Origin of the sequence: Methylobacter svalbardensis, from assembly GCF_037671525.1 — a bacterium.
In the GTDB taxonomy this organism is placed as follows: domain Bacteria; phylum Pseudomonadota; class Gammaproteobacteria; order Methylococcales; family Methylomonadaceae; genus Methylobacter_A; species Methylobacter_A svalbardensis.
This window is the reverse complement of sequence record NZ_JAWPOH010000004.1, coordinates 1-16,112: the sequence shown is the minus strand read 5'-3', so window position 1 is coordinate 16,112 and position 16,112 is coordinate 1. Positions and strand designations below refer to the sequence as shown.

The window sequence follows — 16,112 nt, the reverse complement described above, 5'->3', positions numbered from 1 at the left end:
CCTGTGGATAATTTTATGGTTCGACAAGCTCACTACGAGCGGCTTAATTTAATGGTTGTTGTCCACGAAAAGCACGAAAGACACGAAAGACACGAAATTAAGCAATAGACTAATCGCATTAGCAATTTATCCCTTGGGTAATGATCTTATTTTTCGTGCTTTTTGTGTTTTTCGTGGACCCTACTATGATTGTTTCAGAATAGACGATGCAAAACATGCCTTTCACCTTGCCTCTTTGACCTTAACAATATGCCCGTCATCCATTTCGGCAATGCGGTCGGCGAAGTCGAAAATCCTGGCGTCGTGGGTTACGATGACCAGCGCCCGGTCTTTGTGCAAGGCCACTTCCTTGAGCAAGGTCATCACATTATGTCCGGTTTCATGATCCAGTGAGCTGGTGGGTTCGTCGCAAACAATCAGTCTCGGGCTATGAATCAGCGCTCGGGCAATGGCGACACGTTGCTGCTGGCCGCCGGAAAGCTCCGAGGGTAAGGCTGTCGCCCGCGCGCCCAAGCCTACTTGCTCCAGCACGGTGATGGCTTTGCGCTCGGCATCGCTGCGTTTCATGCCGTTGATGATCAGCGGTACCGACACGTTTTCTGCCGCGCTGAGTGCAGGCAACAGGTTGAAAGCTTGAAAAACAAAACCGATGTTGCGCGCCCTGAAATTCAGTTTGTGCTGATTGCTCATGTTCAGCAAATCCTCGCCGAATACCTCGCAATAGCCGCTGTCCTGATCGAGAATGCCGGCGATGACTGAAATCAACGTGGTCTTGCCGCAGCCTGAGGGGCCGACCAGCATCATCAGCTCGCCCATCGCAATATCCAGGTTTACGCCGTTAAGCGCGGTCACTTTTTGGTCGCCGGTATCGTAAATCTTGACCACATTCTGACAACGTACCGCCAATGATGATGGATTCATGTCTTAGGGATTTTGAAAAAATTCATTATTAGTATTGACTCAAAAAATAACCACGAAGAACATGAAGGGCATGAAGTTTCAATACGTTGAATGAATGAAATTATTCTCTTCATGTCCTTCGTGGTGAATATTTTTTTTTGGCAATTTTTCATAGTCTTGCTAGCCTTTAAACACGATAGCCGGTTCCAGACGGATTACTTTAAGGATGCTGATCAGCGCCGCAAAAACACAAATCGTACTAACCCCCGCGCCGCTAAACACCAGCAGTTGCCACGGAAACTTGAACGCCAGTATCGAATGGCGCATCGAATAGCCGAACACCGCAGTCAAACCCACGCCTAAACCGTAACCGATAGTACCGACTAAAACCGCCTGCAGCAAAATCATGCGCAGCAATATCCAGTTGCTGGTGCCCATCGCTTTCAGCACGCCGAATTGACGCAGGTTCTCCAGCGTGAAGTTGTAGAAAGTTTGCCCGGCAATGGCCGCGCCGACGATAAAACCCAACAGCACCGAAATGCCGAAGTTGATCGGGATGCCGGTGTTGCGCATAAAATACTCATAAGTGAGGGATTTAAACTCCTCACTCGTATAAGCCGCCAGACCGGTTGTTGCGTGAATGCGGCGGGTTAATTCGGCGAGATCTTGTCCTTGCTTGGCTTTAACCAGAACGAAGGACAGCAGCTTGCGTTCCTTGGGCGCGTAACTTTTGGCGCGGGAATACGTGGTATAGACCACGGGCTGGGACTGAAAAGTGCGGGTGACCTTGGCGATGCCGACAACGATGGCGCGGTGATCGTTTAACTCCAGGCTGTCGCCTACTTTAAGCGGAATGGGTTTGCCGCCGGGTGTCGGCGAAGGCTTGCCCAGTCTATCCCTGGCGCCGTCTATATCGACGATGACGCCGTCGCTACGGCGCAAATCTTCAATTGTCCCTTCGAGCATGACCGGCGGGCCGCCGATTAATGTGGCGTCGTCTAAGCCTACGACATTGCAGGTTTGAAAAGTGCCGTCGGCAAGCCGCGCTTTTAAAAGCCCCTTGTACATCGGCATCGCCCACTCCACACCGGAAATGCCGCGTACCCGGTAAAGCTCGGTATCCTGCAAGGGCTTGATGTCATCGACGAACTGCACTTTCGAGTCCATCACCCATATGTCGGGCAAACCCACATCCGAAATGAAACTGTAAGAGCGCGACATCAGCCCCAAAAAAATAGCCGGTTGCTGGGTCATGATCAACGATGCAAAAGTCAGACCCATGACGATACCGAGATATTTGCCTCGATCTCCCATCAGCATTTTTAAGGCAATGTGATTCATGGCTTTGGGCTCTTGGTTGGCTGAAATTAAGAAATTTTATCATGCAACGCAAATTGACAACGTACAACCGTATTCATAGAATACAAATCATGAACCAAATGACTTTTTTGCTAAAACTCAACACACGATGGCTGCGAAAGATTATTAGCTTTCACTGCAGTGCTGTGTTTTTGGTTCATTAATTCCATTTTAGCAAAGCAACTGCGGGTCTTGTCGCGGTTGCTTTGGTAGTCTTTCCGGCAAGATTCGCAGTTTTCCATTCTAAGGAGAAGTTTGTGCATCAACCCGAATCCGTTATATCGCAAAACAATCGTCAGGTTATTTTCGGTTATCTGTTTGTTTTACTCGGCGCGTTTGGCTTTTCTGCTAAAGCGGTATTGGTCAAACTGGCTTACAGCTACAGTCATCAACTGGATGCCATCACCTTGATGGTGCTGCGCATGGCGATTTCATTGCCTTTTTTTCTGGTAGTGGCGTTATGGTCGGCTCATGATTCGGCAAAAACAAACGATGCGCAACGCTTAAACAAACAAGACTGGCTGATGATTTTCGGTTTGGGACTATTGGGTTATTACATTGCCAGCTTCCTTGATTTTGCCGGGCTGCAATATATCTCGGCCGGTCTTGAGCGCTTGATAGTCTTCCTTTATCCGACCTTTGTGGTTTTGTTCACGGCGGCGCTGCAACGCCGGGCCATTAACCGTCATCAAGCTGTTGCGTTGGCTTTAAGCTATGCGGGGATGATGTTGGTGTTTGCTGACAATAGGGCGGCAATGGCATCATCGGGCTTATTGTTAGGTTCGGCATTGGTTTTTTGTAGTGCGATCGAGTTTGCCTTTTTTTTGATGGGCAGCGGCATGATGGTTAAACGGATAGGCTCGACGCGTTTTACCGCCTACTCGATGACGGTAGCGTGTTTGGCAACCGGGTTGCATTTCGTGATTCAGCACGGCGTTAAACTGTTGAATTTGCCGGCCAATGTTTATTGGCTGGCGCTGATCATGGCGATTTTTTCCACCGTACTTCCGGCATTTTTAATGAATGCAGGGATCAGGCGCATCGGCGCCGGTTCGGCATCCATTATCAGCTCTATAGGGCCGATAGGCACTCTGGCGCTGGCTTTCTTATTGTTAGGCGAGACATTGACCGCGGCGCAACTGGCCGGGACTGCTTTGGTGTTAATCGGCGTTTATGTGGTCAGCCGGGCTAAGTGAAGTAGGTTGGGTTAGGCGCGGCTTTTTGCGCCGTAACCCAACGGGTGTGACCCTGGTTTATCGGCTTGGCTTAACGTAATCAGAGTTATTCCTGCTTCCCATGTCGGGTTACGGCGTGGAAAGCAAAGATGCCTGAACTCCATGACCGGCGCGCCCAATCCGACCTACACATTTGGCTCATTTCGTCTTAAGTTTCTCTAATAATTGGAGCGTCAAAGCATCCTTCTCTCCATTAAAGTACTTGTCAAGGATACGGGAAAACATGGAGTATGGATCTGCCACACAGGCAAACAGTGTCATGGAAGATTTAAGCTTTAGATTATCAGGATAACCAAATATTTCTGAAATTGATCGTCCTTCAACGGTAAAAACCGCTTCTGCGCATTCCAACAGCCTTTTTCCAAGAACAGGGTGGTTCAGGTATTGTCGAGCTTCTTCTATGCTCTTAATGGCATAGTGTTTTGACGTTGTACTGTGCCCCAAGCCATCAATTTGCGGGAATATGTACCACATCCAGTGAGTGCGTTTCCGGCCGTTTCTTAACTCTGCGAGGACGCTGTCATAGATGCTTTCTTGCGCACTCGTGAAACGACTTAAGTCGACGTTGTCGCTTGCGTTTATCATGCTGATCTCCTTGTTGATCTACCCCGGCAGGTTACGATCCAGCTCAAGAGCGCCTGTTATACAAAGCCATCACAGTTTTGACGTAATTGCGCGTTTCAGGGTAGGGAGGGATGGAGTTATGGTATCTCATCACCGCCCCTTCGCCGGCGTTATAGGCGGCAACGGCCAGATCCAGATTCGAATTAAACATTCTGAGCAAATCCTTCAAGTAATGGGTGCCGCCGTCAATATTCTGCACAGGATCATTCCGGTTAACAACGCCATAGCGTCTTGCAGTGTCGGGCATTAACTGCATTAAGCCTACGGCCCCGGCTGTGGAGATTGCTCTGGCATTGTAAGCGGATTCCGCCTGGATAACGGCGTGTACCAGTCTAACATCAACCTGATGCCGGTTGGCCGCCTCGGTAATAAGGTCGGCGAATCTCTTCCTGTTGGAGCCCATATAGGGTAGGGCTGCGGCATAATTTACCGGCCTCGTTCGTATGATGCGTTTGTACAGGCTGTTTTTAGGCTTGTCGGTATAGTAGATGCTGCCGTCATTGGCGATAAATTTATAGATGTCGGCCTGCACCTCGTTTGAGATGAGTAAACTGGCTAAGATAATGGCACAAATCTGTCTGGAACAGATTTGCATTAACCCGAAGGGCGGCAGGCAGGATAGCCTGACGTGACAAATCTGTCTGGAACAGATTTGCATTAACCCGAAGGGCGGCAGGCAGGATAGCCTGACGTGACAAATCTGTCTGGAACAGATTTGCATTAACCCGAAGGGCGGCAGGCAGGATAGCCTGACGTGAATTCTCATCATGGCTACACCTATCTATCAGGTTTAATAACGATCATACTCGCGGCCTTAACCGCTCTGTTTCTGGCTTCATCGACAGTTTCAGCGGTGGCTAACGCAACTCCCATGCGCCTGTTGGTAAAAGCTTCAGGCTTGCCGAACAATCTGATTTCGCTGGTCGGGACAGACAAGGCTTTATCCAGTCCTTGGTAAATCACGCCTTGTGCATCCAGGCCGCCTAAGATCACCGCGCTAGCTCCCAGGCTGTGTATGCCGGTATCGACGGGCAAGCCTAAGATGGCTCTGGCATGTAATTCAAATTCGTTTTGTTGTTGGGTGACCAGCGTCACCATGCCGGTATCATGCGGTCTGGGGCTGATTTCGCTAAACCAGACGGTATCGCCTTTGACAAACAATTCAACGCCAAACAGACCGAGTCCGGCGATTTCATCGGTTATTTTAAGCGCAATATCCTGCGATGCTTTGATCGCGGCGGCACTCATGGTTTGCGGTTGCCAGCTTTCCCGGTAATCGCCGTTTTCCTGCACATGGCCTATCGGTGCGCAAAAGCAAGTCTCGACTTCGCCGCCATCATTCAGGAAACGAACGGTTAACAGGGTAATTTCAAAATCAAAGTCGATTTTTGCTTCGACAATGACCTTGCCGGTATCCACTCGCCCGCTGGATTTGGCGTAATCCCAGGCGGCTTTCAGCTGATCGGCGTTTTTAACCATCGATTGGCCTTTGCCGGATGACGACATAGTCGGTTTGATAAAGCACGGATAACCGATGCCTGCATCAACTGCCGCTTGTAGTTCATCAAAACTTTGTGCAAACGCATAGTTCGAGGTGGGGATTTTAAGCTGCTCGGCGGCAAGGGTTCTGATGCCTTCCCGGTTCATGGTCAACTGTATCGCTCTGGCGTTAGGTACCACCGTACATGACCCTTCCGCTTCAATGTCGACCAGCGCCTGGGTCGCAATCGCTTCAATTTCAGGGATGATGAAATCCGGTTGTTCCAGCGCAATCAGCTTTTTGACCGCTACCGTGTCGGTCATATCGATCACGTGGCTGCGATGCGCCACCTGTTGTGCCGGTGCATTCGGATAGCGATCTACGGCAATCACTTCCACGCCGTAGCGTTGCAGTGCGATAGCCAGTTCCTTGCCCAACTCGCCGCTGCCGAGCAGCAGGGCTTTGGTTGCGCTGTTTGATAAGGGGGTGCCTATTTTCATTCTGAATCCGCCAGATAGTTGTCTATGTCTTCTTTGGAGAAACCGATTTTTTTCGCCACGCGATCGGCATGGCTGACTCGGGAAATGCCTGCGACCAGTTTGTAGGTTGGCGCGTCATTGGCAAACTCGACCTGTCTTGGCAAGCCTGTTCCCTGAGCGACAAAATGATCGACCAGTTGATGGTTGTGGGTAATTAAAATAGTGCTGTTGCCTTTCCGGTAAAAGCCGTTCAGCACATTCGACGACGATTCCATTTTTTCTTCGAAGGTCGTGCCCTCGGATAATTCATCCAGAATCACCAGGCTTTTAGGGGTAGCCGCCAGAAAGATGTCTTTGGTGCGTTTCAATTCCGTACCGAACCGGCCTTCGCCGTCATCCAGATGACTGATCTCGGGTGCCTGGTAGAAAATCCGGTCGGCGACGGTCAGTATTGCCGATTTGGCAGGAACATAACAGCCGATTTGCGCGAGCAGCTGGATCTGGGTGACCGTTTTACAAAAAGCGGTCTTGCCGCCGCTATTGGGGCCGGTGACCAGTACCAGTTTGTCATCATCCAAGACAAAATCGTTGCCGACATAATCCGGGTTTTGTTTGCCTAAAACCGGGTTCCTGGCATCAACCAGATTTATCCGGTGATGCGTCGCATCAATCAGTTCGGGCAATACATGACTCCCGCCGAATGCCTCGGAAAATTTTATAAACGACAGCAATTCGTCGAGCTTGCCCAGCGCATCTAAAGTGTCAGCTACCGCCGGGGATTTTTTAAATTCATTTCTTAGCGGGATAATGCAGCTGTCGCGATCAAAGCCGCCGATAATCGGAAAATAAACCAGCAACAAAGGCACCAGGAAAATAGTCGCGGTCGGGATAGCCTCAACTGAAACCTTGAACATGTCGGTGGGAAAAAAATGCGCCAGCGCCCAGATGGCTCCGAAAAACAGCGTGATCAGCAGCGGTTTGAACAGGCGGGGTTTAAAAATAATCGCAGGCGAAAACGACGCCTTCCGCTGTTCCTTGCACTGGAGATTATTTTCAACAATATAAACAGGCCCTTCCATCAGCGAATAAGGTCTTGACTCTGAAAAAGTTTTTATTTGCTCGAAAATAGCTTTTAGATAGTCGCTTTGGGGGGCTTCTACCGCTTGAATTTGATCGACCAGTTCCAGCATAAAACGGATGCCGCGTTTATATTGCAGATAGCCGTAGCCTTCAATTTCGTGCTCTTCTCTGGCGGTGCCGAACGAGCCTAAAAATTCGCCGAACAACAGCAAATAGAAGTTTTTTTCATCGAGTAGCGCGTGTTGAACGATGCGCTCAAGCTGCTCTTTGAGTGCCGGATTGTTGCGCAGTTCTTCAACGGCTTGCTGTTTGGCTTTAATCTGATCCAGCGTATCCAGAGGCTGGGTTAACGAACGAAATAACACCGCTTGCCCGGCAATCGTTGAGGCGTGATTGACGGCGTCGAACAGCTGATCGACTTCAATCGTATTGAAGGTTCTTTGGTCAATAACACCGTCGCCGGTTTCCAGTGGTTTGCTGGATTTGATGGCCGGCCAGCTGCTATTCTGCCAGTTTTGTAAGAGTGTTCGTTTCATTTTTTTAGCCTTTTGGTTCGCTGTTTGCATCACTAAAAGTTTTATTTCAACGGGAGTGCAAGCTTTGCTTGTACTTGCAGGCAGAGCCTGCACTCCAGTGGTTAAAGCTTCTGTTCAATCAGATTAACTATAGCAGCAACATGAGTTTCTGAATCATTCAGCGCCGTTATATAGCGATACTCCACGCCGCCGGACTCCATAAAAATAGCCTTGTTTTCCATTGCTATTTCTTCCAGCGTTTCCAGGCAATCCACCGCAAACCCGGGACAGACAATATCTATGGTCTTAATGCCTTGTCCAGGAAGGCTCTTTAACGTGTCCACACAATAAGGTTTTAGCCATTGCGCCTTGCCGAACCGTGATTGGAACACAATCATCCATTGTTTTTGGTCAATGCCCAATTTCCCGGCAATCAAGGCTGCGGTTTTATGGCACTGGTGGAAATAAGGATCGCCCCATTGAGTCAGTTGCTCGGGCAAACCGTGAAAAGACATCACTAACAGCTCGTTTTTGCCGTGATCCCGCCAGCTCTGCTCGATGGATTCCGCAACCGCATCAATATAGTGGCTGTGCTGGTGATAATCACTGATAAATTGGATGCTGGGCAGATGTCGCCACTGATTGAGTTCCTTAATCACGTCATCATAGATTGATGCGGTAGTTGTCGAGGAATATTGGGGGTACAACGGCAGGATGATCAAGTTATCAATGCCTGCCTTTTTGAAGGCTTTTAACTGCTTCGCTATCGAGGGTTCGCCGTAGCGCATCACATGCCGGGTTGTCACGCCCTTGGCATTCAGCTTGTCGGCAACCCGTTCGGCCAATTGCAAAGTCAGAAAAATTAACGGCGAACCTTTTTCATCCCAGATTTTGCGATAGGCTAAGGCCGATTTTCGGGGACGAAAAGGCAGTACAAAAAAATGCAGTATCACCCACCACAACGGCCTGGGCAGGTTGACGACGCGGGGATCCCAAAGAAACGCTTTGAGAAATCGCCTGACCGCCTTGGGTGTCGGTGCGGTAGGTGAACCCAGATTTGCCAGTAATACGCCGGTTTTTTTTGCTGACATTGGTTCGGCTTCGCTCACCACAGGATCAGGTATGTCGGCTGATCAGATTTAAAAATTCCGAGCGGGTGCTGATTTCCTTACGGAAAATTCCGGTCATCACTGAAGTCGTCATGACCGAGTTTTGCTTTTCAACACCGCGCATCATCATGCACAAATGTTTGGCTTCAATAACCACCGCCACACCTCGGGCGCCGGTTGCCAGTTCAATCGCGTCCGCTATTTGCTTGGTCAGTTTTTCCTGAATTTGCAGGCGGCGTGCGTACATATCGATAACGCGGGCTATTTTGGATAAGCCCATCACCTTACCTTGCGGCAGATAACCCACATGACATTTGCCGATAAACGGCAGTAAATGGTGCTCGCATAAAGAATACAGTTCAATATCTTTCACGATGACCATGTCTTCGGTATCGGCGTTAAAAATAGCGCCGTTCAGCACTTCTTCCAGCGTTTTTTCGTAGCCGTTGTTTAAAAACTTGAAAGCCTTGGCTGCGCGTTTTGGCGTATCGATCAGGCCTTCGCGATTTAAATCTTCACCGACTGCTTCGATAATCCTGGCAAAATGCTGTTCCATAGTCTCAATCTCAGTAATAAAAATAGTCGGTCAGTATACAGCATGGCGTTGTGAATTTTAAAGCTTCGCTCTTTACCTACAGGGATGTAGTTTCGAGCGGGACGGGGTTTGCAACCCCGTTCCTAACGTTTCTGCGATGGCTGAGCTAAGTGGTTTCATTTAACGGACGAAAAACGTTTCGAACAGGGCTGCATGCCCCGTCCGGCAATCAGAATTTTAAAGCTTCCAAAATAACATTGATGTCGGCGCCGGGTTTGCAGGCATTTTCGCTCAGATGTCGGCGCCAAGCCCTGGCACCCGGTTCAGCATGAAAAAGCCCCAAAATATGTCGGGATATACTGTTTAAACGAACGCCATCGTTAAGCTCAAGTTGCTGCTGAATGTAGGGGATTAACAACGCCATAATCATTGCCCGTGACCGGGGTTCTTTGGGTTCGCCATAAAACCGCCGATCAACATCGGCCAATAGATAAGGATTGTGATAAGCCTCCCGGCCGACCATGACGCCGTCAACATGCTGCAAAATGTCTTCGGCCTGATCCAATGTGGTGATGCCGCCGTTCAGGATGATTTCAAGCCCAGGAAAGTCCTGTTTGATTTGATAGACCATATCATAGCGTAATGGCGGAACATCGCGGTTTTGCTTGGGCGATAGGCCGCTTAACCAGGCTTTTCTTGCATGGATAATAAAGGTTTCGCAACCGGCATCGGCAACCGTCGCGACAAAGTGCACCAGCTCCTGATAAGAATCGCGCTCATCAATACCGATTCTCGATTTGACCGTAACCGGGAATGAAACCGTCTGACGCATTGCCGCGACACAGTCTGCGACCAGCTCGGGTTCCGCCATCAGGCAAGCGCCGAAACGGCCATTCTGAACCCGATCGCTGGGGCAGCCGACATTCAAATTGACCTCGTCATAGCCGTAATCTTCAACCATCCTGGCGCAGAGGGCCAGCTCCCGTGGATTACTGCCGCCCAATTGAAACGCCATCGGATTTTCAGCCGGATGAAAGTGCAAAAACCGGTGAGGGTCGCCATGAATCAACGCGCCGGTCGTCACCATTTCGGTATATAAAAACGCGTGTTTAGAAATCAGCCGATGAAAATAACGACAGTGTCTGTCAGTCCAATCTAACATCGGGGCAACACATAGCCGATGCCTTGGATTATCTGGTTTTGTCATGAGTTTTTATGCATGTGGAGCGTCCCTGGCGGCATTCCCACGCCGGAGCGTGGGAACGCATCCCGCAACGCTCCAGCGTTGCCAAGCGAAACACGAGAGAAAAATTATTTTCCCCAGCATTCAGTCACTTTTGCGGCAGTCGTTTGAGTGACAAGCGAAGTCGTCTTTCCATCTTTATTAACAGCGAAAGTACCGCATGTGGCGTCTGCAAATGGCGCTAGCGGAGTCGCAGTAGCTGTGTAAGCCGTAGCGGTGTTTCCCGAGACGGCAATAGTGTAATGACCATCAGGTGAAGTAGCGCTGACACCTATATTTGCAAGTGTGCCGTAGCTTGTATGATTAGTCCGCCATTTTTCCTGTGCCAATTGCACCTGCAGCAGCGCCGCCTTGGCATCAGACCGTTTTGCCCTGATCACATATTCGGTATACGCCGGATAAGCAATGCTCGCCAGAATTCCGATAATGGCGACTACAATCATCAATTCTATTAAGGTAAAACCGGAAGATCGTTTAAACGTGTACATTGTTACACCTTTTTAAAGTTATTAAATGGATGCAAATATAGCATAACCGATACACGCGAAGATAATATTGAATAATGTTCAAATTTAATCGGCAAAATGTAGATTAGCTAACGGATTAAAATCGATAGTAATCTATAATCAGATTACATAAAAAGGTGGATAGACATGAACAGACAAAAACACGCCGGTTTTACCCTGCTAGAGGTAATGATAGTTGTTGCCATCATCGGTATTCTTGCGGCTATGGCAGCGCCATCGTTCAGCGAACAGATGAAGCAGCAGCGCATGGAAGGCGCAGCGGAAGGGTTGGTTGCGGCCTTGCAAAATACCAAAGCCGAGGCGATTAAAAGCAATGCTTCTATGGGCATTTTTTTTACCCCTATAACAACAGGCACTGATCTGAGCACTTGGTGTTATGGTATGGCGACAGCTGCAGCGACTTGTGATTGCACTGTCGCTGGTGATTGCGCATCAGGAAGCGTAGTACAAAGCTCTGATTTCAACGGCATAACCGTTAATTTTAATACCTCAGCATCGCGTAACTTCAGCCCATTGCGTGGTACAGGGACATCAGGGACAGTTACATTTTCTGCCGGCAACAACAAAACCCTTGGCGTTACCACAACTACGCTTGGCAGAATCCGTATCTGTAAGGATACAACTTCGACAATCGGCAGCTATTCCGATAGTGGAGCATGCCCATGATCCCGGCAATCAAATCAAAAGTGTTAAACAAAACACAACGGGGATTTACTCTTATCGAACTGATGATTTCTATGGTAATAGGACTCATCATCCTAGCTGCTGTCATCGGTATGTTTGTTTCCATGGTCAAAGCCGATAATGACTATCTTAAATCCGTTAGGCTCAATCAGGAACTGAGGTCTGTGATGAGTTTAATTACGCGGGATTTACGCAGATCGGGTTATAACGGACTTGCTGCAACACACGTTATAGCAGGAACAGCCAATCCCTTCGAATTAATGGCGACTACGGCAACTTCTGTTAATTTCGCTTATGATGTGAACAACGATGGCATAAATGACTGCGATAGCGAACGCTTCGGCTTTCGCTTAAACAGCGGCGCAATTCAAAGTGGAGGGTACACTTCTTCATGCGTTGCGACATGGCAAAATATAACCGATGAAAATCTAGTAGAAATAACTGCCTTCAGCGTTAGCGATCCAGATTTAGTTGGTGACGACCCCGAAGAAACCGTTACCCCAGGCAAGACCTCCGCTGGCATCACTACCCACCAAATAACGATTGAATTAACCGGGCAGCTGGTTCGTGACACTTCCGTTCGCCGAACTATTGCCGAGACAGTGGAGATTCGAAATGATGAATACTAAGCGAGACATAGAAAAGCTGGGTTTCCAAGGTACTCCTTCCACCCATCAAAAAGGGATGGCAACATTAGTCGTAACTGTCGTTGTACTAATAATCATTACCCTAATGGTCTTTTTTGCTGCCAAAGTGGGCATATTTGATCAGCGGATGTCCGCTAACGAATACCGTTATAAAGAGGCTTTTGCCGCTGCTGATGGGGGTTTGGAATACGCAACTCAGCAATTTACTGAAAATGTTAGCTTTATTAAAACTGTTGGCAGTAGCGGCGGAGATTATAAATACGATCCGAATAAAGACGGCAACGCAGATGCCATTCCAAATCCATTTCTGAGTAACAATAATCTGGCTGGAGGAACGGCTAGCGGTAGCGAAGCACGATTTACTGCGAGTGTTGGCACCACTACTTCTGGTGGTGTAACGGTTTACACCTTAACTTCAGTAGGTGAATCGATAGACAGAACAGGTACGGCATCGGTTAGTGAGCAAATAGTTATTCGGTCTATAACTGCCGGTAATACCCCTGATACACCGATTATTGCTGACGGCAGCATGGCTGTATCGGGAAATATGCATGTTGTAGCCAATCCCAACGGTTCGTGCACAGGTTGTGCGGTTTCGGTTTGGACGCATAACGCAGTTGATACGGGAAGTTCTATTTCCACCTGTCATATTTTGGGCTTCTTTCCTGGCGGGCAATGTCCTAATCCCAGTCTTGATGATTTGCATACACAACTAACCAATGGACCCGATCAAGGCGTTGATATTATCCAAATCGATCCTTATACAACTGATTCACCCGCTGGAAATTTTCCCCCTGATTTATTCGAATATATCTTTGGTGTGCCTTATACGCAATGGCAATCTATCAAGTCAGCTGCGGAAAGCTTAACGCCTTCGCAGGTATATTCAGATTGCAACAGCCTTGATTCCAGTTCCAAGGGTATTATCTGGATTACTGGCGATTGCCAAATCAATGCTAATGCCACTATTGGTAGCGAGGCGAATCCCGTTATTCTTGTGGTGCAAAATCATGACCTAAGTATTGGGGGTAATGTGACGATTTATGGCATTGTGTTTTTATTTGATGAGACCCCCGCGGATAATTCTGATGATCCAGATCTTGACATCGGCGGCGGTACGAAAATTATAGGGTCATTGATTTCGGGTGTTGATATTGCTGGTGGTACGGGCACAGTTGCTGTCGTTTGGGATAAAAACATATTTGACAATATCCAAAACAACTCTGGTGAAAGCTATCGTCAAGTTGCCTCTATACCTGGTAGCTGGCGCGATTTCTAATTTACACATTATCTCCAAAAGAAGAAACTATCATGAACAGTCAAAGAAAAAAACAACAGGGCGTGGGACTAATCGAGGTGCTGATAGCTGCCTTGGTATTTGCCGTTGGTATTAGTGCGGTAGTTAAATTACAGGGAACTTTTTTTCAGAGTGGCAGCAATGCCAATGCTCGTGCCACGGCAGTCAGCATGGCTCAAGCAAAATTAGATGAGTTTCACGCCACTGATTTTTCCGCTATTGCTGGTGGCACAGATAATCCAACACCAACTAGCGGCACAGCATTCACCTATGCACGATCCTGGACTTCAACTGATTACTATTATAATAACACCGGTGCTTTAACCACCCCATGCGGTAGTCCATGCAGCGTTGACCAAAAAGCGATTACGGTAACGGTTTCATGGAATGATCCTGATGCCAATAGCGATACAGTAGCATTAACCCATGTTATTAACAAAAACCCCTCGGATGCTTCCGGCTCGCTGGTAGGATACACAGCCGGTGGTAGCGGGGAAAAGCCGGTAGTCAATTATACCCAGCAAGCCGCGCCCGATGTCGTTGCACAACAAAGAATTCCGTCTACATCGTCAACATCTTCAACGTCGTCTACATCTTCAACGTCGTCAACATCGTCTACATCTTCAACGTCGTCAACATCGTCTTCAGGTGGAACATGCGACATTTACACGGAAACCGACAAACCCGATCCAACTATCGACGCTAACAGTGGCGGTACTGCGGATAACAATTTAGTCAGCTTTTCAACCACAACTTATAAAGACTGCGGGTCAGGTACGACACCTATTGCACTTAAAAAAGAGGAATTTTTCACGCTTAACTGCTCCTGTGAATTAACCAACGTCACCGGGCCAGGCTATGATCAAGAACATAAGGCAGTGACAAAGTCACAAACAGGTGTCAAATCAGGTCAGAGCAATGGGCAAAATGCGCTTTGCGACACCTGTTGTAGTGATCATCACGAAAACACCACGGGCGATCATGTATGTGATACCTCAACCGCAGAAGGCAGAAAAAATTGTTACACCCCTTTTCGCGGCGATAGTGAATTTTCTGGAGGCAATCATAAGCATTACGCAACGTCTGGTTCGTCAACCGCTGTTTCATCAGGGACTTACCTTGAGGCGTGTCGCTTAAAGCGTGTGGATGGTTATTGGACAGCGGTCAGTGATTGGAATTTGGTAGGCTTCAACGTCTTTGTCCGCAACGACCTAACGAATTCCGCTAATTTAACCAGTTATCAAAATTATGTGGCAAGTACAGTCAATGCTTATGTAGTAGACAGTGGTACGGCTGCATCCCTTTGGACTGCGCCTACACCAACTACTCCAGCAGATGGGACGCAAATGATGGCGCGTGGTGTATTTGTCGATTACATGGCTCCATCTGAAAAAACCGGATTAAACTTTACCTTAGCGGGCTTAGTGCCTCAAGAGGTGCCGTTTTATGAATACCATGTCACAAATTTGGCTGATTGGAAGACAACCAAAACTGACGATAGTAGTCCTAACACAAGTACAGCGAGTCCTTGTCCGCTAACAGGCAATAATGCCAGCGCCAACCACACATGTGTTGACAGTCCTACGGTTTCACAAGTTGCAAATGCGAACCAAAACCAAACTTTAGAAAAAGGTGCTTTTAGAATAGGAACAGACGCTAATGCCCCCACCTCTGTCATTAAAATTGTTGCACAGATGAAGACAAGCAACACGGGTGTGGTTGGGACATCTGCAATCGGCTCAACAGATGCGACATTGGTTTCGGCTTCAGTCACCGTGCCTTTTACCGGCGGTAGCAGCAGTGGCGGCAGCTCCACACATTCAATTTCTCTCGCATCAAATGCGAGTCTATCTTGCCCTCTTACATGGGGGACTGGTAACAACGCACCTACATATAGCTCTCAAAATGTTGGTTCCTGGAGCGACATTACTTTAGCTTGTTCACCTTCTTCTGGGGGAGCGTCGTCTTGCCTGGAATATTCAAGCGTACAATCATCAGTAACGGTAACTGCAAGTAATACGAATAGCTTGCAGTGCGTATATCCTGGCTCAGGAAATACCTTTAGCTGCCCATCGTCCATATCTTTAACTGTTGCTTCGCTGAGTGGAACCAAAACATGCTCAATTGAGATGAGTAAGTCAGGTAATTCGGCAGCGTGTGCTCTACTTTGTAACTAAGCTGATATTGTGGATATGGTGGATTCGCCAATAGGCAATTCACCATAGCTTCAAAAATAGTGGCGATTTGTTGCTATTGCGACTCGTTGAGTCCTATAGTGGACCCCATTGTCCAGACAAATAATGCCTTAATTTAAGATAGAGCCCTGTTCACACTCCAGCTGAATGGCGCTGTCCCAATTTTTTTATACGGGAACTGATATTTCTGCCGCTCCGTATTT

At 48.2% G+C, this 16,112-nt stretch carries 15 protein-coding genes; 5 read left to right on the top strand and 10 right to left on the bottom strand.

What is annotated here, in order from left to right; genetic code table 11:
* Positions 1-222 precede the first annotated feature (222 nt).
* Together RW114_RS02600 and RW114_RS02595 are read right to left on the bottom strand one after the other, a co-directional pair.
* A complete protein-coding gene (locus RW114_RS02600) occupies positions 223-921 on the bottom strand; it encodes an ABC transporter ATP-binding protein (protein ID WP_340121152.1) in 699 nt (232 codons plus the stop codon).
* 159 nt (positions 922-1,080) lie between these two features.
* Positions 1,081-2,241 carry an ABC transporter permease gene (locus RW114_RS02595; protein WP_340121151.1) on the bottom strand — a complete coding sequence of 387 codons (1,161 nt, stop codon included), beginning with the start codon at positions 2,239-2,241 and terminating at the stop codon, positions 1,081-1,083.
* Between the two features lie 275 nt (positions 2,242-2,516).
* Here RW114_RS02595 and RW114_RS02590 point away from each other — a divergent pair, with 275 nt between their 5' ends.
* Entirely contained in the window at positions 2,517-3,455 is a 939-nt protein-coding gene (locus tag RW114_RS02590) for a DMT family transporter (protein WP_340121150.1), read from the top strand.
* Positions 3,456-3,632: 177 nt separating this feature from the next.
* On the opposite strand, the gene RW114_RS02585 is transcribed toward RW114_RS02590, so the two are convergent.
* The 8 genes from RW114_RS02585 to RW114_RS02550 form a co-directional block, all read right to left on the bottom strand.
* The gene (locus RW114_RS02585) at positions 3,633-4,079 is read right to left on the bottom strand and encodes a DUF1810 domain-containing protein (RefSeq protein ID WP_340121149.1); all 447 of its coding nucleotides are present in this window, start codon (positions 4,077-4,079) and stop codon (positions 3,633-3,635) included.
* A gap of 43 nt (positions 4,080-4,122) precedes the next feature.
* The gene (locus RW114_RS02580; RefSeq protein ID WP_422614778.1) at positions 4,123-4,887 is read right to left on the bottom strand and encodes a lytic transglycosylase domain-containing protein; all 765 of its coding nucleotides are present in this window, start codon (positions 4,885-4,887) and stop codon (positions 4,123-4,125) included.
* Between the two features lie 8 nt (positions 4,888-4,895).
* Positions 4,896-6,098: a formate-dependent phosphoribosylglycinamide formyltransferase gene (gene purT / locus RW114_RS02575; RefSeq protein ID WP_340121148.1), complete on the bottom strand. Its 1,203-nt coding sequence runs from the start codon at positions 6,096-6,098 to the stop codon at positions 4,896-4,898.
* Positions 6,095-7,693 carry a MutS-related protein gene (locus tag RW114_RS02570; RefSeq protein WP_340121147.1) on the bottom strand — a complete coding sequence of 533 codons (1,599 nt, stop codon included), beginning with the start codon at positions 7,691-7,693 and terminating at the stop codon, positions 6,095-6,097. Before RW114_RS02570 ends, purT begins: the two co-directional genes overlap by 4 nt.
* 101 nt (positions 7,694-7,794) lie before the next feature.
* The gene (gene hemH / locus RW114_RS02565; RefSeq protein ID WP_340121146.1) at positions 7,795-8,763 is read right to left on the bottom strand and encodes a ferrochelatase; all 969 of its coding nucleotides are present in this window, start codon (positions 8,761-8,763) and stop codon (positions 7,795-7,797) included.
* Between the two features lie 25 nt (positions 8,764-8,788).
* Positions 8,789-9,337 carry a GTP cyclohydrolase I FolE gene (gene folE / locus RW114_RS02560; protein WP_340121145.1) on the bottom strand — a complete coding sequence of 183 codons (549 nt, stop codon included), beginning with the start codon at positions 9,335-9,337 and terminating at the stop codon, positions 8,789-8,791.
* Positions 9,338-9,545: 208 nt separating this feature from the next.
* Positions 9,546-10,523: a tRNA dihydrouridine(20/20a) synthase DusA gene (gene dusA / locus RW114_RS02555; protein WP_340121144.1), complete on the bottom strand. Its 978-nt coding sequence runs from the start codon at positions 10,521-10,523 to the stop codon at positions 9,546-9,548.
* Between the two features lie 104 nt (positions 10,524-10,627).
* A complete protein-coding gene (locus tag RW114_RS02550; protein ID WP_340121143.1) occupies positions 10,628-11,047 on the bottom strand; it encodes a type IV pilin protein in 420 nt (139 codons plus the stop codon).
* A 165-nt stretch (positions 11,048-11,212) separates the two neighbouring features.
* Here RW114_RS02550 and RW114_RS02545 point away from each other — a divergent pair, with 165 nt between their 5' ends.
* Genes RW114_RS02545 through RW114_RS02530 form a run of 4 tightly spaced genes read left to right on the top strand, consistent with a single transcriptional unit; the run spans position 11,213 to position 15,891 of the window.
* On the top strand, positions 11,213-11,752 hold the full coding sequence (locus RW114_RS02545; RefSeq protein WP_340121142.1) for a GspH/FimT family pseudopilin: 540 nt from the start codon (positions 11,213-11,215) through the stop codon (positions 11,750-11,752).
* Positions 11,749-12,399: a prepilin-type N-terminal cleavage/methylation domain-containing protein gene (locus RW114_RS02540; protein WP_340121141.1), complete on the top strand. Its 651-nt coding sequence runs from the start codon at positions 11,749-11,751 to the stop codon at positions 12,397-12,399. The genes RW114_RS02545 and RW114_RS02540 overlap by 4 nt, the downstream gene beginning before the upstream one ends.
* On the top strand, positions 12,386-13,696 hold the full coding sequence (locus RW114_RS02535; RefSeq protein ID WP_340121140.1) for a PilX N-terminal domain-containing pilus assembly protein: 1,311 nt from the start codon (positions 12,386-12,388) through the stop codon (positions 13,694-13,696). The genes RW114_RS02540 and RW114_RS02535 overlap by 14 nt, the downstream gene beginning before the upstream one ends.
* 32 nt (positions 13,697-13,728) lie before the next feature.
* Entirely contained in the window at positions 13,729-15,891 is a 2,163-nt protein-coding gene (locus RW114_RS02530; protein ID WP_340121139.1) for a prepilin-type N-terminal cleavage/methylation domain-containing protein, read from the top strand.
* Positions 15,892-16,112 lie beyond the last annotated feature (221 nt).